The organism is Proteus terrae subsp. cibarius (assembly GCF_011045835.1).
In the GTDB taxonomy this organism is placed as follows: Bacteria; Pseudomonadota; Gammaproteobacteria; order Enterobacterales; family Enterobacteriaceae; genus Proteus; species Proteus cibarius.
In genome coordinates, this window is record NZ_CP047349.1 from 289,257 (window position 1) to 309,437 (window position 20,181).

The following is a 20,181-nucleotide window of genomic DNA, read 5'->3' on the forward strand; positions in this document are numbered from 1 at the left end:
AGCGTAGAATAATGCGGCTATCTGTTTAGGTGGCTGAGTTGGATAGCTGAATTAGAGATTGGCTATCCTAAAAATTTTAATTTAATTGGAGTTTATTATGTCTCTAAGTACTGAAGCGAAAGCAAAAATCGTTGCTGAATTTGGTCGTGACGCTAACGATACTGGCTCAAGCGAAGTTCAGATTGCACTGCTGACTGCAGAAATCAACCACCTGCAAGGTCACTTTTCAGAGCACAAAAAAGATCACCACAGCCGTCGTGGTCTGCTGCGTAAAGTTTCCAGCCGTCGTAATCTGCTGGACTACCTGAAACGTAAAGATGTTGCTCGTTACTCTGCACTGATTGAACGTTTAGGTCTGCGTCGCTAATCAAGTGAGTTTCAGAGAAAAGGGGCCTGTTGGCCCCTTTTCTACTAGAAAGTGCTATTTTTAATATTAGTCGTTATGTTTTAATGTGGTGATTGTTATTTAGTCTCTCTAGTTACGACAATTCGCGCGGCTAATGAAAGTACTTATCACTAAGTGGTTAATATTTTCATTAGTCGCGAGGGGACGTAGCGGAGAAAAGATCATTCATCGTCGCTAAACATCTGGCGACAATAAGATAAAGGATATTATTTTGCTGAATCCTACAGTTCGTAAATTTCAATACGGTCAACATACCGTTTCATTAGAAACAGGTATGATGGCTCGTCAAGCAACAGCCGCTGTTATGGTTGACATGGACGGCACCGCTGTTTTTGTCACTGTTGTTGCAAAGAAAAAAGTTAAAGCTGGACAAGATTTCTTCCCATTAACTGTTAACTACCAAGAGCGTTCATACGCTGCTGGTCGTATCCCAGGTAGCTTCTTCCGTCGTGAAGGTCGTCCTGGTGAAGGCGAAACGTTAATTGCACGTTTAATTGACCGCCCTTTACGCCCATTATTCCCTGAAGGTTTCTTAAACGAAATTCAAATCGTTGCTACCGTTGTTTCTGTTAACCCACAAGTTAACCCAGATATCGTTGCGATGATTGGTGCTTCTGCAGCATTAGCGCTGTCAGGTGTTCCATTCAATGGCCCTATTGGTGGTGCTCGTGTTGGTTTTATCGATGGACAATATGTTCTAAACCCAACAGTTGATGAGCTGAAAGTTAGTAAATTAGATTTAGTGGTTGCAGGTACTGCAGGTGCGGTACTAATGGTAGAATCAGAAGCTGATTTATTATCAGAAGAAGAAATGCTAGGTGCAGTCGTATTTGGTCATGATCAACAACAAGTTGTGATCGAAAACATCAATGCATTAGTGGCAGAAGTGGGTAAAGAGAAATGGGATTGGGCGCCAGAAGCTATCAACCAAACTTTACACGACCGTATTGCACAATTAGCACAAGCTCGCATTGGTGATGCTTACCGTATCACTGAAAAACAAGAGCGTTATGAACAAATCGAAGCTATTCGTGATGACGTTATTGCGACATTAGTTGCTGAAGATGAAACTTTAGATGAAGCTGAAATCAGTGAAATCTTCTCAGGTCTTGAGAAAAACATCGTTCGTGCTCGCGTATTAGCGGGTGAACCACGTATCGATGGTCGTGAAAAAGACATGGTACGTGCATTAGACATTCACACTGGTTTATTACCACGTACTCACGGTTCAGCACTGTTTACTCGTGGTGAAACTCAGGCACTGGTTACTGCAACATTAGGTACTGCACGTGATGCTCAAACTATTGATGACATCATGGGTGAGCACACAGATACTTTCTTACTGCACTATAACTTCCCTCCATACTCTGTTGGTGAAACAGGCATGATGGGTTCACCAAAACGTCGCGAAATCGGTCATGGCCGTTTAGCAAAACGTGGTGTGTTAGCAGTAATGCCAACAATTGAAGAATTCCCATATACTGTTCGCGTGGTTTCTGAAATCACTGAATCAAATGGTTCATCTTCAATGGCGTCTGTTTGTGGTGCTTCTTTAGCACTGATGGATGCAGGTGTACCAATTAAAGAATCTGTTGCAGGTATTGCAATGGGTCTAGTGAAAGAAGGCGACAACTTTGTTGTTCTTTCCGACATTCTGGGTGATGAAGACCATTTAGGCGATATGGACTTTAAAGTTGCGGGTAGCCGTAACGGTGTCAGCGCATTACAAATGGATATCAAGATCGAAGGTATCACTCGCGAAATTATGCAAGTTGCATTAAACCAAGCGAAAAGCGCACGTTTACACATTTTAGGTGTAATGGAAGATGCAATTAGCCAACCTCGTGCTGATATTTCTGAGTTTGCACCACGCATTCATACTATCAAAATTAATCCAGACAAGATCAAGGACGTTATCGGTAAAGGTGGCTCAGTTATCCGTGCATTAACGGAAGAAACAGGCACAACTATCGAAATCGAAGATGATGGTACAGTGAAGATTGCTGCAACAAGTGGCGACCAAGCAAAACAAGCTATCGCTCGTATCGAAGAAATTACTGCTGAAGTTGAAGTGGGTCGTATCTACAACGGTAAAGTAACTCGTATCGTAGATTTCGGTGCATTCGTTGCTATCGGTGGTGGCAAAGAAGGTCTGGTTCATATTTCTCAAATCGCAGACAAACGCGTTGAGAAAGTGAGTGACTACTTGGAAATGGGTCAAGAAGTTCCAGTTAAAGTACTGGAAATTGACCGTCAAGGTCGTATTCGCTTAAGCATGAAAGAAGCTCAAGCTAATCAGCAGGAAGCAACAGAAACTTCTTCTGAAGATTCTGCAAATTAATGATATTCTACTACCGATATCTAGACATAGGTATCGGTAGAGACTTATTATGATTGACAAGTAGGACGTCTAGAACGCTTTTTGTTGAAAGGTCTGACTTTGGGAGTGAGAAATGAAAACATTTCTGCGCAGTTGTTCTATTGCTGTTTTCATCTTTATTTCCGGATGCAGCACTAGTCCAGAATGGCGTCAGAATGCGATTTTTGCCACACCATTGCAGCCTTCTTTACAACAAGAAGTAATATTGGCTCGTATAGAACAAATCCTAGCGAGCCGCTCATTAACCGAAGATGAATACGCACAGCTTTTATATGAGCGTGGTGTGCTGTATGATAGCCTCGGTTTACGAGCTTTAGCGCGTAATGATTTTTCAATGGCGCTATCAATACGACCAGATATGCTAGAAATTTTTAATTTTCTAGGTATCTATTTTACGCAAGCAGCGAATTACGATGCTGCTTATGAAGCGTTTGATTCTGTTTTAGAGCTTGATCCAACTTACAATAATGCGCGTTTTAATCGTGGTATCGCTTCGTACTACGGTGGCCGATTGAAATTGGCGCAGGATGATCTGCAGGCGTTTTATCAGGTCGCTCCAAATGATCCCATTCGTTCGCTTTGGTTATATCTTGTAGAAAAAGAGATGAATACTGATTTAGCTAAACAGCAGCTAAAACAGCGATACCAGCAGGCGGATAAAAGGGGGCAATGGGGATGGAATATAGTTGAGTTTTATTTAGGTGACATTAATGAGAAAACATTAATGTTGAAATTAAATGAGGCTTCAACCGATAACACTTCGCTCGCTGAGCATCTTAGTGAAACTAACTTCTATTTAGGTAAGTATTACCTAAGTCTGGGGGACATGGATAGCGCAGAAGCGTTATTCAAGCTGACGGTTGCCAACAACGCACATAACTTTGTTGAGCACCGCTACGCATTGTTGGAATTAGCACTGTTAGGCCAACAAGAAGACCTAGCGGAATCGGACCAGCAATAGCTGACGAACATTTCTCTGATCAGTTTGAAAGCCATCATCTACATAGGATGAGGGCTTGTTTGTTCGTTTAATAATATAATTTGAGCCAGTTCACATTTTAGATGATAAAGACCGACAAACCATGCGGTATGTTATGTCAACTGGCTGCCATAATGAATGAGGCACAGTGACATGACTACTGAAACCGATATGACTTTTGCTGATCTAGGTTTATCAGCACCTATTTTGACTGCACTGAATGATTTAGGCTACGAGAAGCCTTCTCCAATTCAGCAACAATGTATTCCTTTCCTTTTAAACGGCAATGATGTTTTAGGTATGGCACAGACAGGTAGTGGTAAAACTGCCGCATTTAGCCTGCCACTATTGCATAATCTTGATGAATCATTAAAAGCACCACAAATTTTAGTTTTAGCACCGACTCGTGAACTTGCGGTTCAGGTTGCTGAAGCAATTGAAGATTTCTCTAAGCATTTACCAAAAGTAAATGTTGTTGCACTGTATGGTGGTCAGCGTTACGACGTTCAATTACGTGCGTTACGTCAAGGACCACAAGTTGTTGTGGGTACACCGGGTCGTTTATTAGACCATTTAAACCGTGGCACATTAGATTTATCTAAACTGAAAGGCTTAGTATTAGATGAAGCTGATGAAATGTTACGTATGGGCTTTATTGAAGATGTTGAAAACATTTTAAGTAAGATCCCAGCAGAACACCAAACAGCACTGTTCTCTGCAACAATGCCAGAAGCTATTCGTCGTATTACTCGTCGTTTCATGAATGATCCGAAAGAAGTACGCATTCAAAGTAGCGTAACAACACGTCCAGACATTAGCCAAAGCTATTGGATGACATTCGGCGCACGTAAAAATGAAGCGTTAATTCGTTTCTTAGAAGCTGAAGATTTTGATGCGGCGATTATTTTCGTTCGTACTAAAAACGCAACATTAGAAGTTGCTGAAGCTTTAGAGCGTAATGGTTATAACAGCGCAGCGTTAAATGGTGATATGAACCAATCACTGCGTGAGCAAACATTAGAGCGTCTGAAAAATGGTCGTTTAGACATTTTAATCGCGACTGACGTTGCTGCTCGTGGTCTTGACGTTGACCGTATCAGCCTTGTTGTGAACTATGATATCCCAATGGATTCAGAATCTTATGTTCACCGTATTGGTCGTACAGGTCGTGCGGGTCGTGCCGGCCGTGCAATTTTATTCGTTGATAACCGTGAGCGTCGTTTACTGCGCAATATCGAACGTACAATGAAGATGACTATTCCTGAAGTAGAACTGCCAAATGCAGAACTTATCAGCCAACGTCGTCAGGAAAAATTTGCACAGCAAATCGCGCAACAATTAGAAACTAGCAACCTTGATCAGTACCGTGCTCTGTTACCTAAATTAGCTCCACAAGGTGAAGAAGCGCTGGATATGGAAACACTGGCTGCGGTATTACTGAAAATGGCTCAAGGTGAGCGTGCGCTTATCCTGCCACCAGATCCAGTTCGTCGTCCTCGTCGTGAATTTAACGATCGTGATGATCGTCGTCGTGATAACGATCGTGAGCGTTCTCCTCGTCGTGAACGTCGTGATGCTGGCGAAATGGATTTATACCGTATCGAAGTGGGTCGTGATGATGGTGTTGAAGTTCGTCATATCGTTGGTGCGATTGCTAACGAAGGTGATATCAGCAGCCGTTACATTGGTAATATCAAACTGTATGGTTCTCACTCAACCATCGAATTACCAAAAGGTATGCCAACAGACTTATTAAGCCATTTCACACGTACGCGTATTATGAACAAACCACTGAATATGCAATTAGTGGGTGATGCTCAATCTCAGCCTTTCCGTGAGCGCCGTAATAACAGTCGTCGTGATGGTCAGCCACAAGGTGGTCGTCGTTTTAACAATGGTGATCAACCACAACGTCGTGGTAATAACGATCGTGGTGGCGAACGCGGTAACTTCCGTAGTCGTAGCAACGAAGGTACTCCTCGTCGTCGTAGCAGTTCTCATAACCAATAAGAGCTTGCATTTACTCAATGTTAAATTGAGTTGATGATAAAGAATTGAAACCAGTCAACGAAAGTTGGCTGGTTTTTTTATGCTTATTTTAATGATATAAAATTTATCACGGCTTATTGCCATTAATAATAGGAAAGCTTATGCAAGCCAATATTTATAAATATCTAAATACTTATTTATTTTATTATTAACTTAAACCAATCGCTTCTTTTAACGGTTTAAGATATCGGCGGCTAACAGGAATTTGGCTGTTATTATGTAATATCAGTTCAGCTTGTCCATTATCACCAAAAATAATCTCATTAACATAATCCATGTTCACTAAATATTGACGATGGCAACGTACTAATTGTGTTCGTGTTTCTAAAGTCCGTAATGTCAATTCTGTAAAGCCTTCTTGGCCTTGATTATTTGTTACATAGACACCACTGAGCCTTGATGTTGCGAATACAGCCTCATCAATTGGCATTAACCAAATACGGCTATGCCCTGTACATGGAATGCACTTTAAACGCTCTTCAGGTGGTGTTAAGAGATCGATATTTTGCTTATTACCTTGGCGTAAGCGGTTTAATGTTTTTGTTAAACGCTCTTGCTCTAATGGCTTAAGTAAATAATCAAAAGCGTGTTCTTCAAAAGCTTGAATCGCATACTCTTCAAACGCGGTTAAAAAAACAATATAAGGGCGATGTTCAGGATCAAGCATAGTGACCATTTCAAGCCCTGTAATCCGAGGCATTTGGATATCAAGAAAAACAACATCAGGTTTTTTACGATGTATCTCGCCTATAGCTTCAATCGCATTACTGCATTCACCAACAATATGAATATCTTTTTCTACTTCAAGTAAACAACGTAAGTTTTCACGAGCTAATGGCTCATCATCAACAATTAATATATTCATTGTTAGGTAGCGTTATCCGTACTTTTTTCTAGAGGTAAGCAAATTTTCACTTTTGTGTATTCATCAGGTTGGCATTCAACTAAAACACCATAAAGCTCGCCATAGCGTAATTTTAATCGTTTATCCACCAGCCTCATTCCCAGTCCTAATTCATGTGATGGACATTGAGGTCGATAGAGCCCAGCATTATCGCAAATTTCAACAATGATCAAATGATGCTCTTGATGCGCCCTAATTGTAATCTTTCCTGTGTCTAATAACTGTGATGTTCCATGTTTAATTGCATTTTCTACCATTGGCTGAAGCGAGAAAGCGGGTAAACGTGCATTTGCTAAGTTTTCAGGGATTTGAATATCAATTTGCAAACGTTCCTGAAAACGCGCTTTCTCGATTTGTAGATAGGCGTTTACATGTTCGATTTCATCACTTAATGTCACAACTGCTTCTGGTCTTTTTAAATTTTTACGAAAGAAAGCAGAGAGAAATTGCACGAGTTGCTTTGCTTGCTCGCTATCACGGCGAATAACTGCTTGTAATGTATTTAGCGCATTAAAAAGAAAGTGAGGATTAACCTGAGCATGTAAGAGTTTAATTTCTGATTCTAAAAGCGATTGCTTATTTCGCTCATATTGCCCAGCTAGAATTTGTGCAGATAATAGACTTGCTATGCCTTCACCTAAGGTACGATTAATAGAACTAAATAGGCGATTTTTAGCCTCATAAAGTTTTATTGTGCCAATAACTTGATTATTTTCACCTCTTAACGGAATAACTAAAGTTGAACCTAGTTTGCAATGAGGGGAAAGAGTGCAACGATAGGGCGTTTCATTACCATCAGCATAAACAACTTCATTATTATTAATGGCTTGTTTAGATTGATCCGATGAAATAGGTGTACCCGGTAAATGGTGATCAGCGCCGATGCCAATAAAGGCGAGTAGCTTTTCTCTATCTGTAATGGCAACCGCACTGACTCTTAATTCCTGATAAATCACTTTTGCTACACGGGTACTATTATCTTGATTAAACCCTTTACGTAAAATACCTTCTGTACAGACAGCGATTTTTAATGCTTGTGCTGAGAATGCACTGGTATATTTTTCAAATATAGCGCGTCTATCTTGTAATATTCGAATAAACATCGCAGCACCAATGGTGTTTGCGACAATCATTGGTGCTGCAATATCTTTAACTAAGGCAAGTGCTTCATTAAATGGTCGTGCTAATAATAAGATAATGCTCATTTGTATGATTTCGGCAAAGAAAGTCACAGATGCAGCAGTCCAAGGATTAAATATGCGGTGCATTTGTCCGCGTTTGACATAATAACGGTGAACTAATCCGCCAATTAATCCTTCTGCAATAGTTGAAACCATACAGCTGAATGCGGTCATCCCACCAAGAGAATAACGGTGTAAGCCTCCCGTAAAGCCAACAAGAAAACCGACATAAGGGCCACCTAATAATCCGCCTAATACGGATCCAATAGCTCGGGTATTAGCAATAGAATCATTAATATGTAGCCCAAAATAGGTACCCATAATGCAGAAAATGGAGAATATGACATAGCACATCAACTTATGGGGAAGTTTTATTGTGACCTGTAAAAGTGGCGTAAATAGCGGTGTTTTGCTTAAAAACCAAGCAATAATTAAATAAACGCACATTTGCTGTAATAACAGCAAAATAAGATCAAATTCATACATAAGTATTGAGTACCGTTCTCTTTTCTATCTGAATAATATAAAAAGTTCAGATAAAACGGGGATATTAATTAGGCGATAAAGTTTGATATAAGAATAACTTAATCGCACTATCAAAGAAAATATTCCTTTGCGTCAGTGATCTAGCGCACAAAATTCTTAAAGAAATTCTGAGTTATTGTGTAATATAACTCTGTCAGTGAGTGTTCTACTTCACTATTAAGGTCTAATCGTTATATGAAAAAAAGAGCCATTTATCTTATTTTATTAATGCTAATACTAATTGCATTAGCCGTACTTTTCCGCGCGCATAATCAATATTTATTATTGCAAGGAGAAGTTGATGCTCCAGAAGTGATTGTTGCCTCTAAAGCCAAAGGCCGAGTTATTGAACGCCATATAGAGCGAGGTGATGATGTCAAAAAAGGGCAATTAATGATCACATTAGAAAGCCCTGAACTCAATGCGCAAGTTGCTGCACTTGAAGCCGCCAAAGCACAAGCTCAAGCTCAATTAGATTTGTCATTACATGGCACAAGAGAAGAGAGCATTCGGAATCTAGAAGCGGTTTTATCTCAAGCTAAAGTAGAAGCTGCAAATGCGGCAAGAGATTATCAGCGTATCAGTGCGGTAGCTAATCAAGGTTATGTATCAGCAACAGAGTTGGATAATGCGCGCCGTAGCCGTGATGTTGCATCACAACGTGTCAGAGGTGCTCAAGCCGAATTGGATGAAGCCAAAAATGGCGATCGCATAGAATTACGCCATAAATATACCGCAGCAGTGCAACAGGCTGAACAACAACTTATTGAGTTGAAGATCCAACAAAACGATCTACAAGTTAAAGCTCCTGTAGATGGAGAAGTGGGACCGATTCCTGCGGAGATAGGTGAACTCTTTAATGCCAATAGTCCACTCGCTACCCTTATTCGTATTCCTGATGCTTATTTTGTTTATAACCTTCGTGAAGACATCTTAGCGGATATTCGTAAAGGTGATCGTATTACTATTACGGTTCCTGCATTAGGTAATAAAGAGGTAGAAGCTGAAATTCGCTATATCGCTCCAATGGGTGACTACGCAACAAAAAGAGCGACAAGAGCAACGGGTGATTTCGATTTAAAAACGTTTGAGATCCGACTGTATCCTGTGACGCCAATTGAAGGGCTTCGCCCCGGTATGAGTGCATTATGGCGTTGGGATAAATAAGGACAAACAATGAGAGTAAAGGCAGCTTGGCGTGGCTTTAGTAGCGCATTTTCACGAGAAACTCATATGGCAGTTCGTAGCCCCGTTTTTCACTGGCTAAGCTGGCTATTTCCATTGATGTTGTTCACGTTAATTAGTGCTAACTTTTCTGAAGGTACACTGCTGAATTTACCCGTTTCGGTGATTAATAACGATAATAGCCCGTTATCAAGAACACTGATCAGAGACTTAAATGCAGGCTCTCATGCGCAATTAAATACGTTAGATGGTAATCCTCGAACAGCAATGGAACGGCTTGGTAGTGCAAAAGATTATGCGATACTCACTATTCCTCGACACTTTGAAAGCAAGGTATTAGCAGGAAAGCAACCTACCACACGTATGTATTACAACGGGTTGTATTATGCAGCAGGGAGTTATGCAATACAGGATTTTAGTGGATTAATTGCAGAGCTTAATGCGCAATACCGTACTGTTTTAGCTCAAGAGATGAATAAACCTGTTCCTCCATTGGCAAAAGTGACGCTCTCTTATGACAGCTTGTTTAATGCCAGTGGCAGCTATATTTATTATCAGCAATTTGCAGCTACTATTCATATGCTCCAATTATTTGTCGTGACTTGTACGATTTATTCGTTATCACGCGGTAATATGCTATTGAATATTAAGCCTTTCACATTTGCCCTTATTGGTAAACTCAGCCCTTACACCTTGTTTTTCTTAACCTTGTTAATTGTTGAATTGGCGGCATTAGTACATTTTTCGGGGGCGAAGGTGAACGGTAATCCGCTATATATGGTGTTGGTGGGGTTCTTCTATATTATTGCAGCTCAAAGTGTGGGGTTACTGCTCTTTGCATTTACCAATAGTGCAATAACAGCATACAGTATGATAGGTATGTTGGTGAGTATTGCATTGGCATTTTCAGGTATGGCTGTACCTGAGCTTTCGATGATCTTACCTGCACAGATTATTTCTAATTTAGAGCCATTAACTCACGCCTTAAATGCCATGTTTGATATCTTTTTAAGAGAAGTATCACTCCAAGGTATTTTATATGTTTGTTCGCTCTTGCTGATTTATCCTTTTGCTATCGCCTTCTTAGTTCGTAAACGCATTTTTAAACGATTGGAATTACAGGTAGGTGTTGCATGATGCAGATGTATTTCCAAACTTTTAAGCGCGTTCTACTGGGTATGTTAGAAAAACCGATGTGGATGCTACTTATCGTTTCCCTATGTATTATGAGTTTGGTGTATGCCAAACCAGTTCTATGGGATTTACCTGTGGCAGTGATTAATCAAGATCATAGCCCTGCAAGTTATTCACTTATTCGGGCATTAAACTCGACACCTAAATTAAGTATTAATAACTACGATAATTTAGATGAAGCTCGTCACGATATGATTATGCGTGAACTCTTTGCCATCATTATCATCCCAACTGATTTTGAGAAGAAATTATTGAATGGTAAAGATGTCACTGTTCCGGTCTTTGGTGATGCTACAAACCGCCTTGCCAGTGGGCAAATTCAGCAAGAATTGATGTTGGCTTATCAACAGTTATTAGATTCTTATAATGGGCGCATTTTACAGAATGCGGGTTTTAGTGTTGAACAATCTAAGATTTTATTAAAGCCTATTCAGGGTGAAACCATAGCGATGTATAACCCTGGTGTCAGTTTTGCTGCAATTATTTTCCCGGGCTTATTAGTCATGTTATTACAACACTCGCTCTTAATTGCTTGTGTCCGTGTCAGTATTGCTGTGAGAAGTACGCCAAAAGGAAAGCCACCATTAGCGGTTTATTTAGGGGCGTTATCTGCACTTATTCCTATTTGGTTATTTTTATCTGCCGTATTCTTTGCATTATGGCCTTGGGTATTAGGCTATCGCCAAGAAGCTCCCCTTTACCAAGTATGGATGCTCACTTTCCCATTCCTATTGGCTGTATTAGGTCTTGGCAAGTTAATTACAGAGTGCTTACGCAGTGTTGAGATGATTTATCTGACATTGGCATTTGTGACAACACCAGTATTCTATATTTCGGGCACGATTTGGCCATTACAAGCGATGCCAAACTGGGTATTTGCAATCTCATCCGCACTACCTTCTACATGGGCAGTAAACGCCATGGCAGGTATAAATCAAATGGGATTATCATTCCAAAGCATATTGGGCGATATTGTGATGATGCTGGTTTTAGGCGTGATTTACACCGTGTTAGGCGTACTGGTGGGTATGTTACGTAATGGTGAGTTAAGACATATTACGCACCAATTTAAACATTGGTTACATCATCGCGGTGAGCCAAAATAAAAAGCCCGTACGGGCTTTTTATTTAATCATATTATGATGTGCTAAAATATTTTTATTCCACTAACTCCAACCCGGCTAACTTACGCCAATAGCCATTACAGTCATGGTGATGAACTGTGGTCAGTGGTTGTTGGCCTTGTTCATTTTGGCGAAATTGTTGCAAGGTATCAAAAATAGCGTCAGATTCAGGAGATAAGCGGATAATATCCACTAAACCTGCCATTGATGTTTGATCATTACCCAAGTTATAACAATAGCCACTTTGTGTTTGAATACCATTAAGAACAAATACTTGCTGATTTTCTTGTGAGAGTACTTCACGGCCTTGAGGGTATTTTTGGCAGCAGGTCTCACAATCATCTTTAGAGCGATTTTCAGAACGAGCTGTAAAACAGCGCGCTGAATAAGCTAAAGGAAGATGCCCATAAGCCAGAACTTCAACCTCAAACTTATCTCTAATACCTAATGTTTCACATTGGGTTAGAAGGTTGCTTAACCATTCGCGAGAAAGCTCAACAGGCATACACCAACGCATCATTCCTTGTTTATGTAACAAACGCAGTGCATAAGCGTTATAGCAGTTAAGTCCGTGGCCGGCCACAAAAGGAAGATGGCGCTCGTAAAGCATATTGATCACACCAAAATCATGTGCTTCAACTAAAAACTCACCATTATCAACTAACTTAGCAATTTCTTTTAATTCAGAGGGTGCTTGTAATAACGCCAAGGTAGAAAGAACCACTTGCTTACCGCTTTTAGCGACTTCTTTGGCGAGATTGATCCAATCTTGAGGTTTGGTTTCTCGGCGTTTACTACAAACTGTTTCACCTAGATAAATAATATCAGCATCACTATGTTTTGCTTTTTCATAGAAGGCTTCAAGTGCTTCTTTTTGCCAATAATAAAGTACAGAGCCTAATGCATATTTCATTTTCTTATCCTTATTATTGCCATTTACGGTGATAAGCACCCAATGTTGTTTGTGTCCCTTCTGAAATTTTTCCTAATGCATTCATCCAACGAGGGTTAGTACTAAAGCCTTGAGGATCTTTTTTGCATTGATCGATAGCTGCACGCCAAACCCTTGCAACTTCAGTAACATAAGCTGGACTACGTTGACGACCTTCAATTTTGACGGATGCGATATTCATCGCCATTAACTCTGGTAATAATGAAAGAGTATTGAGGCTCGTAGGCTCTTCTAATGCGTGATAACAGTGATCATCAACAAAATAGCGTCCTTTGCACAATGTTGGATAACCTGCATTCTCATTAGGTGAATAGCGGTCGATAAGTACGTCATTAAGGCGAGACTCCATGCCTTGCGGTGTCTGTTGCCAACGTACAAAACGGGCAGGGGAGCAAGCACCCACGGTATTAGGGGATTCACCAGTTAAATAAGAAGAGAGATAGCATCGACCTTCAGCCATAATACATAAACTACCAAAAGCAAAAACTTCTAAAGGTACTGGACTAGTTTGTGCTAATTGTTTTACTTGATGAATAGATAAAACTCGAGGAAGAACAATACGAGCCACATCAAAGTTACGTTGATAAAATTCAATCGCTTGTGTATTGGTTGCAGAAGCTTGCACTGAAACATGGCGCTCAATATGAGGATAACGCTCTGTGGCGTACTCTAACATGGCGATATCCGCCAAAATAAGCGCATCAGCACCTAAAGATGCTGCCATATCAACAGCTTTTTGCCAGCGTTCAAATCCATCAGGGTGAGCAAAAGTGTTTATTGCAATATGCAATTTTCGCTGGTGGCGGTGAACATAATTAACCGCTTCTTGTAACTTCTTTTCTGTGAAATTCAAACCCGCAAAATGTCTTGCATTAGTATCATCTTTTAAACCGATATAAACGGCATCCGCACCATTATCTATGGCCGCTTTTAAGGCTGGTAAATTACCCGCTGGGCACAGCAATTCCATCTTCACTTCCCTTTAGAAATTAAGAATGATCAGAAATTGTAATGAGCAAGATAAAAAAAGGTTTTGATTTAGGGCAGAGAACTCTGTTTTTTGCTTAAGTAAAATCAAAGAACTCAAAATGTGAACAACGGATTAACCGAATATTGATATAGGATCGCAGAATATCTGTCTATATCTGGCACAATAGCCCGTAATTTTATTTATAGGAGTCCGAACGTGTTTAACAAAATTCGTACCCATTTGGTTAAAGAAGGGCCTCGTTTTTTACGTTACCCTTTACAAGTTACCCCATTTGCTCTGCAGCGCGACATCTTAGAACAGTTTTTAAGTTGGCAGTTTCGTGAGTCGTTAGCTGAAGGTGATTTACACTTTTTAGAAGATAAATGGCTAAAAGTTGAGATAAGAGACTTACATTTACAGTGGTTTATCAGTGTTCGTGATGATAAATTAGTGGTTAGTCGCTTAGAAAAAGAAGATGTCAGCTTTAGTGGAAATGCTAATGATCTTATTTTAATTGCTGCTCGCAAAGAAGATCCTGACACCTTATTTTTCCAACGTCGTCTACAAATTGAGGGTGATACAGAACTCGGGTTATATGTTAAGAACCTGATGGATGCAATTGAATTAGACTCAATGCCATCTGTGTTGCGTTTTGGTTTATTACAACTGGCTGAGTTTGTAAAAAGTGGGCTTCAAGAAGAAAAAGAAGACACTCTGCACAGCCATGAACTGAGCTCAACTTCATGCTAATACGTGTTGAAATTCCCGTTGATATTCCTGCAATTGATAACCTTTTACGCCAAGCGTTTCCGACAGGTAGTGAAGCTGATTTAGTCGGACATTTACGTGAAGAAGGGTTATTAACATTAGGCATGGTAGCAATTAGCGATGAAGGCCAATTGATTGGCTATATCGGTTTTACACCTGTTGATATTGACGGAAAAGATTGCCAGTGGGTAGGACTTGCACCACTTGCTGTTGCACCTGATTTCCAAAACCAAGGTATTGGACGTCAACTGATTAATGAAGGGCTAGATAGCCTAAATGAATTTGGTTACGGTGCAGTTGTTGTGTTGGGGGAGCCTGAGTATTATCAAAAATCCGGTTTTATCCCAGCTAAGTCACAGGGCTTACATTGCAAATGGCCTGATACAGAAGAGGCTTTTCAGCTTTATGCGTTAGAAAATGGCAATGTTGATGACATCCATGGCTTAGTTAACTATTCACCATTGTTTGACCAATTTAGCTAAATTTATTTATCCTGTATTAAATACAGTGCAATGTCTGAAGGCTGGTCAATGATCAGCTTTTCTTTTTGTGTCTTTTTTAGCTGCTTTAATTGGTATTCAAGTTGAGAAGCTCGTTGCCTATTCCCTACCTGACAATAAAATTCCAGTAATAAAGGGCCTTTACCTTTTAGTGCTTTAGCACCCGTTCCATTCTGATGTTGTTGAAAACGTCTCTCAACATTTGTCGTGATCCCAGTATAAAGAGAACCGAGACGATTTCTAACAATATAGAGTGACCACATTGTCTCCGTCATCATTTTTTCCTTTTCGTGCTATTTTCTCTTTTGATAAATAATATTTCTTAATTTTTCAAGTGAGTAATTTATCGTTTTACAAAAATAAAATCTATTAGATATATCAATATGTTGTGAAATATTTGTGACAGTAATTTCTATCATTTAAAAAATAACATTCAATTTTTTTGAAAATGAACAGCAATTATTGCTAATTTTAAAGTTAAACTAAAGCGCATAATATGATCCACATCACAGAGAGACACTCCGCGATACCTAGCAAAATTAGAATTTATTTGGAGTTTATTATGAAAAAATCTACATTAATCGCTGCTACATTAGCTTTAAGTGCTATTTCATTCGGTTCAATCGCATCTGATAGCGTATCAAAAAGTCCTTCGGTGAATGGTGAGTATATCACAATCACTGGTAGCGATACTTTAGATGGTTTAACAACTAAGATTGCCCAAATTGCAAAAGATGAAGGTGCAAAAGGCTTTAAAGTTGTTGGCGCTACAGGTGATGATTACCTCACTGTAAATGCTGAAATTTATCGTTAATTTTAACTATTCCCGATAAATAACCTGTAATAAGAGACACGCGGTAAGACGCTCGTTTTGGTGATATAATTATCAACTAAACAGCGTCTCTTTTTGTATCTATACAGGTATATTATGTTTTCTCTAGATTCGATCAAAATAATTAAACAATATATACGTGGCAACCATGTATTTACCTTATGTACAACAAGTTCATTGGGTGATGTTTGGTGTGCTAATTGTTTTTATTGGTTTGATGAAAGTCAGATGAAGCTTATTTTTCTTTCTGAAAAGAAAACACGTCATGCTCAAATGATGCAGGAAAATTTATTAGTTGCCGGAAGTATCAGTACACAAGAAATTGCTGTATCAGATTTACAGGGTATTCAATTCACGGGGTCTGTTTCTTTACTGACTGGTAAGGATGACATCAACGCAAGAAAACATTATTGTTTACGTTTTCCTGTCGCATTAGCCGCCATCCATGTGCCTTTATGGGAGCTACAATTGCAAGAAGTTAAGATGGTGAATAATCAATTAGGTTTTGGTACTAAGCTCTATTGGCAACGTGATTAAACTTATTTTTTCTTAACTTTTAACTATTCCCAAAAATAATGATTTTTTTGTTCCCATCCTTTTAAAGACATACAAGAGGTGTAGAAGGTTTTTCTGTCTTCTTGGTTAATGTCTTCAACATAGCTTTCAGTCATTGGTACACGTTCAGTGTAGGTTTTTTTATCACCGCAGTGGTCTTTATCATCTTTACGACACGTTTTTTGTACATCACGATAAACAGTACGTTGTAGCACTTCTTTGCGAATAGGATAGCGAGTATTCGCATCAAGTTCACAAAGCATTTTCGCTTCTTGTAATGTGTAATCTGATGCACCTTTAGGTTCCCAAGTACTGCTACAACCAGAAAGTAAGATTATTGAAAATAAAGGGAAAAGTGCGAATTTCATATCAAATATCATCATAAAAAGAATAATTAAGAGCGTTAATAATAAAACAAAACTAATCACTTTGACTATCTTTTTTGAAAATGATTCGCATTTGATAACGGAGGTGATTAAATAAGAATGATGAAAGAAAAAAGCCCATTATAAAAATGGGCTTTTAGGTATTATTCAAATGATGAAAGATTTTTTTCTATCTCAGCATCTATTTCAGTATGTTGGAGATGTTTAGCACCGAGTTTCTTTTTTAATTCAGCACCTAGCTTCACGAGTTGTTCTCGATTTGCTTTAGATTGCTTTTTACCCCATTTTTTTAAATGGTAGTTTAGTTCATGATCTTCAGAAAAGCTTACATATTTATTATCACTTAAAGGCATACATCCTCCAGTTAATTCAATGTGTATTACTTCAATTTATGGATCACCTGATTACTACTACCACGCCACAGTAATGCGGGATCATAAAGTTCTTGTACGAACTTCCCATCAATCAGTACGTTAATAAAGTTAACGACTTCTTGCTGCTCTGGGGTTAAGTCAGCCAGTAAGTAGCCAGTCCAAACCCAAATATCTTTCTCAGGGCATTCCGTTTTAACGCGTTTTACCAATTTTAATATAGCAGAAAGATTTTGAGGGTGTAGCGGATCGCCACCTGAAAGTGATAATCCTTGTCGTTTAATACGGTCGTCTTGGAGATCAGCAATGATCTGATCTTCCACTTCTTGTGTAAACGGCTTGCCTGAAGTTAATGACCAGGTTGATTTGTTATAGCATCCTCGGCATTGGTGTATGCACCCTGCAACAAACAGGGTGCAACGAGTACCGGGGCCATTTACCACATCAACAGGGTAATATTGATGGTAATTCACAATATGATTACTTTATTGTTTTGTAATAGTCATTAAGCTCATCATGGGTTAGATGTTGAGATGATTCTTTGCCATGAAAGGTTTTAGCATTATCAATAATAGCTTTAAGTTTCGCTCTATTTTCTTTAGATTCCTTAAAACCATTCTTTTCTAGCCAATAATTTAATTCGTGGTTTTGCTCTTTAGAAATATGAGTACCTATTGGATGAGACATAAATCCTCCTAATTAACCTAACTGACCATTTGCCAGATGTTTTACACGACGTTTAACTTCTTCTTGTTTACCCGCATTAAATGGACGTGAATCTGGGCTACCTAAATATCCACATACACGGCGAATAACGGAAACTCTCGCTGGATTGTGATTACCACAACGTGGGCAAGTAAAGCCTTTGCTAGTACAAGAGAATTCACCGGTATAACCACAGTCATAACATTCATCAATAGGTGTGTTTGTGCCGTAGTAAGGAACACGGGTATAGCTGTAATCCCACACATCCTCTAACGCTTTAAGGTTATGCTGTAAGTTTGGATATTCGCCGTAACAAATGAAACCGCCATTGGCTAATGGAGGATAAGGCGCTTCAAAATCCAGTTTGTCGTATGGATTTACTTTCTTCTCAACATCTAAGTGGAAGCTATTGGTGTAATAACCTTTATCCGTTACACCCGGTAAAATACCGAATTCAGCTGCATCTAAGCGACAGAAACGATCACATAAGTTTTCACTTGGTGTGCTGTAAAGGCTAAAACCATAGCCAGTTTCTGCTTTCCACTGATCTGTTGCTTCACGCAGACGATTAATAATTGCGACAGCTTTTTCCCTTAAGGTCTCATCATCAAAAACGTGTTTTTGGGTACCAAACAGTGCATTAATGGTTTCATGAACACCGATATAACCTAATGAGATTGATGCTCTGCCATGTTTAAAGATTTCAGCTACATTATCATCTGCTTTTAAGCGAACACCACAAGCACCTTCCATATAAAGGATTGGGGCAACACGTGCTTTGACGTTTTCTAAACGAGCAATACGTGTCATCAGTGCTTTTTTCGCTAATTCGAGACGATCATCAAGTAGCGACCAGAATGTCGCTTCATCACCTTGAGCTTCAATAGCAATACGTGGCAAGTTCAGGCTGATAACACCGAGGTTATTACGACCTTCATGGATCATCTCACCATTTTCCTCGTAAACACCTAAGAAGCTACGACAACCCATTGGCGTTTTAAATGAACCTGTTACTTTAACGACTTGATCGTAATTTAAGATATCGGGATACATGCGTTTACTTGCACATTCAAGTGCAAGTTGTTTGATATCGTAGTTAGGATCACCAAATTTATGGTTTAAACCATCTTTAATGGCAAAAACGAGTTTAGGGAAAACAGCTGTTTTACGGTTTTTGCCTAAACCAGCCATACGATTTTCAAGAATAGATCGTTGAATTAAACGCGCTTCTTTTGACGTACCAAGGCCAAAACCAAAAGTGACAAATGGTGTTTGCCCATTAGCTGTATGCAGTGTATTAACTTCATACTCTAAAGATTGGAATGCGTCATAACACTCTTTTTCAGTGCGCGCATTTGCATAGGCTTCTTTATCAGCAATTTGCCACTCTTGCGCTACTTTATAGTGTTTGTCATAACTTGATTTTACAAACGGCGCTAATACTTCATCGATACGATTTATCGTTGTACCGCCATAAATATGGCTTGCCACTTGTGCGATAATTTGTGCAGTTACTGCTGTTGCTGTTGAAATAGATTTAGGGGGTTCTATTTCCGCATTTCCCATTTTAAAGCCATTGTTTAACATGCCTTTAAGGTCAATTAGCATACAGTTAAACATAGGGAAAAACGGTGAATAATCGAGATCATGATAATGAATTTCACCACGCTCATGAGCGAGTACCACATCTCTTGGCAGGATATGCAATTTTGCGTAATGTTTAGCCACAATACCCGCAAGTAAATCACGCTGGGTAGGGATAACCTTACTGTCTTTATTCGCATTTTCATGAAGAATAGAGACATCACTTTGTTCGATAAGACCTCGAATTTCCTGAGTTAGTCTTCCACGTTGCTCACGAGCAACATCTCGGTCATGACGGTATTCAATATAGGCTCTGGCGACATCTTTATGTTCACCAGCCATCAGCTGATTTTCTACGGCGTCTTGGATCTCACGGATATCGACATTCGAACGTCCTGCGAGAGATTGTGAAACAGATTCAGCGACGGATACGCAATAATCATCATCAGTGATCTCACAAGCTACGGCCGCTCTTTTGATAGCATCGCTGATGCGGGTTTGGTCAAAAGAGACTTTACATCCGTCTCGTTTTATCACTATGGTTTTCACAATCTTGCTCCTTAACTATTTATCCACAGGCTCAAATCCCATAAAAACAGGTGATGGCACAGCATTCAGGCTTATTGTGGAT

At 39.4% G+C, this 20,181-nt stretch carries 21 protein-coding genes; 11 read left to right on the forward strand and 10 right to left on the reverse strand.

The window, feature by feature from the left end; genetic code table 11:
• Window positions 1-97: 97 nt before the first annotated feature.
• The 4 genes from rpsO (at window position 98) to GTH25_RS01480 (ending at window position 5,775) form a co-directional block, all read left to right on the forward strand.
• Window positions 98-367, forward strand: a complete 270-nt coding sequence (gene rpsO / locus GTH25_RS01465; RefSeq protein ID WP_072064551.1) for a 30S ribosomal protein S15 — start codon at window positions 98-100, stop codon at window positions 365-367.
• 250 nt (window positions 368-617) lie between these two features.
• Entirely contained in the window at window positions 618-2,747 is a 2,130-nt protein-coding gene (gene pnp, locus GTH25_RS01470; RefSeq protein ID WP_075673619.1) for a polyribonucleotide nucleotidyltransferase, read from the forward strand.
• A 112-nt stretch (window positions 2,748-2,859) separates the two neighbouring features.
• Window positions 2,860-3,747: a lipoprotein NlpI gene (gene nlpI / locus GTH25_RS01475; RefSeq protein ID WP_099660268.1), complete on the forward strand. Its 888-nt coding sequence runs from the start codon at window positions 2,860-2,862 to the stop codon at window positions 3,745-3,747.
• Window positions 3,748-3,918: 171 nt separating this feature from the next.
• Complete coding sequence (locus GTH25_RS01480; RefSeq protein WP_075673617.1) at window positions 3,919-5,775, forward strand: DEAD/DEAH family ATP-dependent RNA helicase; 1,857 nt, start codon at window positions 3,919-3,921, stop codon at window positions 5,773-5,775.
• 187 nt (window positions 5,776-5,962) lie between these two features.
• Here the strand turns inward: GTH25_RS01480 and btsR are convergent, their stop codons facing one another.
• Together btsR and GTH25_RS01490 are read right to left on the reverse strand one after the other, a co-directional pair.
• Window positions 5,963-6,679 carry a two-component system response regulator BtsR gene (btsR, locus tag GTH25_RS01485; protein WP_023583566.1) on the reverse strand — a complete coding sequence of 239 codons (717 nt, stop codon included), beginning with the start codon at window positions 6,677-6,679 and terminating at the stop codon, window positions 5,963-5,965.
• 2 nt (window positions 6,680-6,681) lie between these two features.
• Window positions 6,682-8,385, reverse strand: a complete 1,704-nt coding sequence (locus GTH25_RS01490; protein WP_075673616.1) for a sensor histidine kinase — start codon at window positions 8,383-8,385, stop codon at window positions 6,682-6,684.
• A gap of 234 nt (window positions 8,386-8,619) precedes the next feature.
• Between GTH25_RS01490 and GTH25_RS01495 the strand changes: the two genes are divergently transcribed.
• The 3 genes from GTH25_RS01495 to GTH25_RS01505 are packed head-to-tail and all read left to right on the forward strand — an operon-like array spanning window position 8,620 to window position 11,909.
• Window positions 8,620-9,591, forward strand: coding sequence for an HlyD family secretion protein (locus GTH25_RS01495; RefSeq protein WP_075673615.1), 972 nt, complete (start codon window positions 8,620-8,622; stop codon window positions 9,589-9,591).
• Window positions 9,592-9,600: 9 nt separating this feature from the next.
• On the forward strand, window positions 9,601-10,746 hold the full coding sequence (locus tag GTH25_RS01500; protein ID WP_075673614.1) for an ABC transporter permease: 1,146 nt from the start codon (window positions 9,601-9,603) through the stop codon (window positions 10,744-10,746).
• A complete protein-coding gene (locus GTH25_RS01505) occupies window positions 10,746-11,909 on the forward strand; it encodes an ABC transporter permease (protein WP_164530791.1) in 1,164 nt (387 codons plus the stop codon). Before GTH25_RS01500 ends, GTH25_RS01505 begins: the two co-directional genes overlap by 1 nt.
• 52 nt (window positions 11,910-11,961) lie before the next feature.
• Here the strand turns inward: GTH25_RS01505 and GTH25_RS01510 are convergent, their stop codons facing one another.
• On the reverse strand, window positions 11,962-12,840 hold the full coding sequence (locus GTH25_RS01510; RefSeq protein WP_075673612.1) for a U32 family peptidase: 879 nt from the start codon (window positions 12,838-12,840) through the stop codon (window positions 11,962-11,964).
• Window positions 12,841-12,853: 13 nt separating this feature from the next.
• Window positions 12,854-13,849 carry a ubiquinone anaerobic biosynthesis protein UbiU gene (gene ubiU, locus GTH25_RS01515; protein WP_164530280.1) on the reverse strand — a complete coding sequence of 332 codons (996 nt, stop codon included), beginning with the start codon at window positions 13,847-13,849 and terminating at the stop codon, window positions 12,854-12,856.
• Window positions 13,850-14,065: 216 nt separating this feature from the next.
• On the opposite strand from ubiU, the gene ubiT reads away from it, so the two are divergent.
• Both ubiT and GTH25_RS01525 read left to right on the forward strand, forming a co-directional pair.
• The gene (ubiT, locus tag GTH25_RS01520; protein WP_006535669.1) at window positions 14,066-14,599 is read left to right on the forward strand and encodes a ubiquinone anaerobic biosynthesis accessory factor UbiT; all 534 of its coding nucleotides are present in this window, start codon (window positions 14,066-14,068) and stop codon (window positions 14,597-14,599) included.
• Entirely contained in the window at window positions 14,593-15,099 is a 507-nt protein-coding gene (locus tag GTH25_RS01525; RefSeq protein ID WP_075673610.1) for a GNAT family N-acetyltransferase, read from the forward strand. The genes ubiT and GTH25_RS01525 overlap by 7 nt, the downstream gene beginning before the upstream one ends.
• A 2-nt stretch (window positions 15,100-15,101) precedes the next feature.
• Here the strand turns inward: GTH25_RS01525 and GTH25_RS01530 are convergent, their stop codons facing one another.
• A complete protein-coding gene (locus GTH25_RS01530; protein ID WP_098941343.1) occupies window positions 15,102-15,392 on the reverse strand; it encodes a GIY-YIG nuclease family protein in 291 nt (96 codons plus the stop codon).
• A gap of 287 nt (window positions 15,393-15,679) precedes the next feature.
• Here GTH25_RS01530 and GTH25_RS01535 point away from each other — a divergent pair, with 287 nt between their 5' ends.
• Complete coding sequence (locus GTH25_RS01535; RefSeq protein WP_075673608.1) at window positions 15,680-15,931, forward strand: YdgH/BhsA/McbA-like domain containing protein; 252 nt, start codon at window positions 15,680-15,682, stop codon at window positions 15,929-15,931.
• A gap of 114 nt (window positions 15,932-16,045) precedes the next feature.
• Window positions 16,046-16,486, forward strand: coding sequence for a YhbP family protein (locus GTH25_RS01540; RefSeq protein ID WP_075673607.1), 441 nt, complete (start codon window positions 16,046-16,048; stop codon window positions 16,484-16,486).
• A gap of 23 nt (window positions 16,487-16,509) precedes the next feature.
• Here GTH25_RS01540 and GTH25_RS01545 read toward each other — a convergent pair whose 3' ends face one another.
• The 5 genes from GTH25_RS01545 to nrdD all read right to left on the reverse strand — a co-directional run bounded on the left by GTH25_RS01545 (window position 16,510) and on the right by nrdD (window position 20,099).
• The gene (locus tag GTH25_RS01545; protein WP_098944020.1) at window positions 16,510-16,872 is read right to left on the reverse strand and encodes a hypothetical protein; all 363 of its coding nucleotides are present in this window, start codon (window positions 16,870-16,872) and stop codon (window positions 16,510-16,512) included.
• 161 nt (window positions 16,873-17,033) lie between these two features.
• Window positions 17,034-17,243, reverse strand: coding sequence for a hypothetical protein (locus GTH25_RS01550; protein ID WP_075673606.1), 210 nt, complete (start codon window positions 17,241-17,243; stop codon window positions 17,034-17,036).
• Window positions 17,244-17,269: 26 nt separating this feature from the next.
• Entirely contained in the window at window positions 17,270-17,734 is a 465-nt protein-coding gene (gene nrdG / locus GTH25_RS01555; RefSeq protein WP_075673605.1) for an anaerobic ribonucleoside-triphosphate reductase-activating protein, read from the reverse strand.
• A 7-nt stretch (window positions 17,735-17,741) separates the two neighbouring features.
• Window positions 17,742-17,948: a hypothetical protein gene (locus tag GTH25_RS01560; protein WP_159363730.1), complete on the reverse strand. Its 207-nt coding sequence runs from the start codon at window positions 17,946-17,948 to the stop codon at window positions 17,742-17,744.
• Window positions 17,949-17,960: 12 nt separating this feature from the next.
• Window positions 17,961-20,099, reverse strand: coding sequence for an anaerobic ribonucleoside-triphosphate reductase (nrdD, locus tag GTH25_RS01565; protein ID WP_075673604.1), 2,139 nt, complete (start codon window positions 20,097-20,099; stop codon window positions 17,961-17,963).
• Window positions 20,100-20,181 lie beyond the last annotated feature (82 nt).

Excerpts from the sequence above, each read along its gene's own strand:
- rpsO (WP_072064551.1), top strand. The coding sequence starts at position 98 with ATGTCTCTAAGTACTGAAGCGAAAGCAAAAATCGTTGCTGAATTTGGT.
- nlpI (WP_099660268.1), top strand. The coding sequence starts at position 2,860 with ATGAAAACATTTCTGCGCAGTTGTTCTATTGCTGTTTTCATCTTTATT.
- GTH25_RS01480 (WP_075673617.1), top strand. The coding sequence starts at position 3,919 with ATGACTACTGAAACCGATATGACTTTTGCTGATCTAGGTTTATCAGCA.
- btsR (WP_023583566.1), bottom strand. The coding sequence starts at position 6,679 with ATGAATATATTAATTGTTGATGATGAGCCATTAGCTCGTGAAAACTTA.
- GTH25_RS01490 (WP_075673616.1), bottom strand. The coding sequence starts at position 8,385 with ATGTATGAATTTGATCTTATTTTGCTGTTATTACAGCAAATGTGCGTT.
- GTH25_RS01495 (WP_075673615.1), top strand. The coding sequence starts at position 8,620 with ATGAAAAAAAGAGCCATTTATCTTATTTTATTAATGCTAATACTAATT.
- GTH25_RS01500 (WP_075673614.1), top strand. The coding sequence starts at position 9,601 with ATGAGAGTAAAGGCAGCTTGGCGTGGCTTTAGTAGCGCATTTTCACGA.
- GTH25_RS01505 (WP_164530791.1), top strand. The coding sequence starts at position 10,746 with ATGCAGATGTATTTCCAAACTTTTAAGCGCGTTCTACTGGGTATGTTA.
- GTH25_RS01510 (WP_075673612.1), bottom strand. The coding sequence starts at position 12,840 with ATGAAATATGCATTAGGCTCTGTACTTTATTATTGGCAAAAAGAAGCA.
- ubiU (WP_164530280.1), bottom strand. The coding sequence starts at position 13,849 with ATGGAATTGCTGTGCCCAGCGGGTAATTTACCAGCCTTAAAAGCGGCC.
- GTH25_RS01525 (WP_075673610.1), top strand. The coding sequence starts at position 14,593 with ATGCTAATACGTGTTGAAATTCCCGTTGATATTCCTGCAATTGATAAC.
- GTH25_RS01530 (WP_098941343.1), bottom strand. The coding sequence starts at position 15,392 with ATGACGGAGACAATGTGGTCACTCTATATTGTTAGAAATCGTCTCGGT.
- GTH25_RS01535 (WP_075673608.1), top strand. The coding sequence starts at position 15,680 with ATGAAAAAATCTACATTAATCGCTGCTACATTAGCTTTAAGTGCTATT.
- GTH25_RS01540 (WP_075673607.1), top strand. The coding sequence starts at position 16,046 with ATGTTTTCTCTAGATTCGATCAAAATAATTAAACAATATATACGTGGC.
- GTH25_RS01545 (WP_098944020.1), bottom strand. The coding sequence starts at position 16,872 with ATGAAATTCGCACTTTTCCCTTTATTTTCAATAATCTTACTTTCTGGT.
- GTH25_RS01550 (WP_075673606.1), bottom strand. The coding sequence starts at position 17,243 with ATGCCTTTAAGTGATAATAAATATGTAAGCTTTTCTGAAGATCATGAA.
- GTH25_RS01560 (WP_159363730.1), bottom strand. The coding sequence starts at position 17,948 with ATGTCTCATCCAATAGGTACTCATATTTCTAAAGAGCAAAACCACGAA.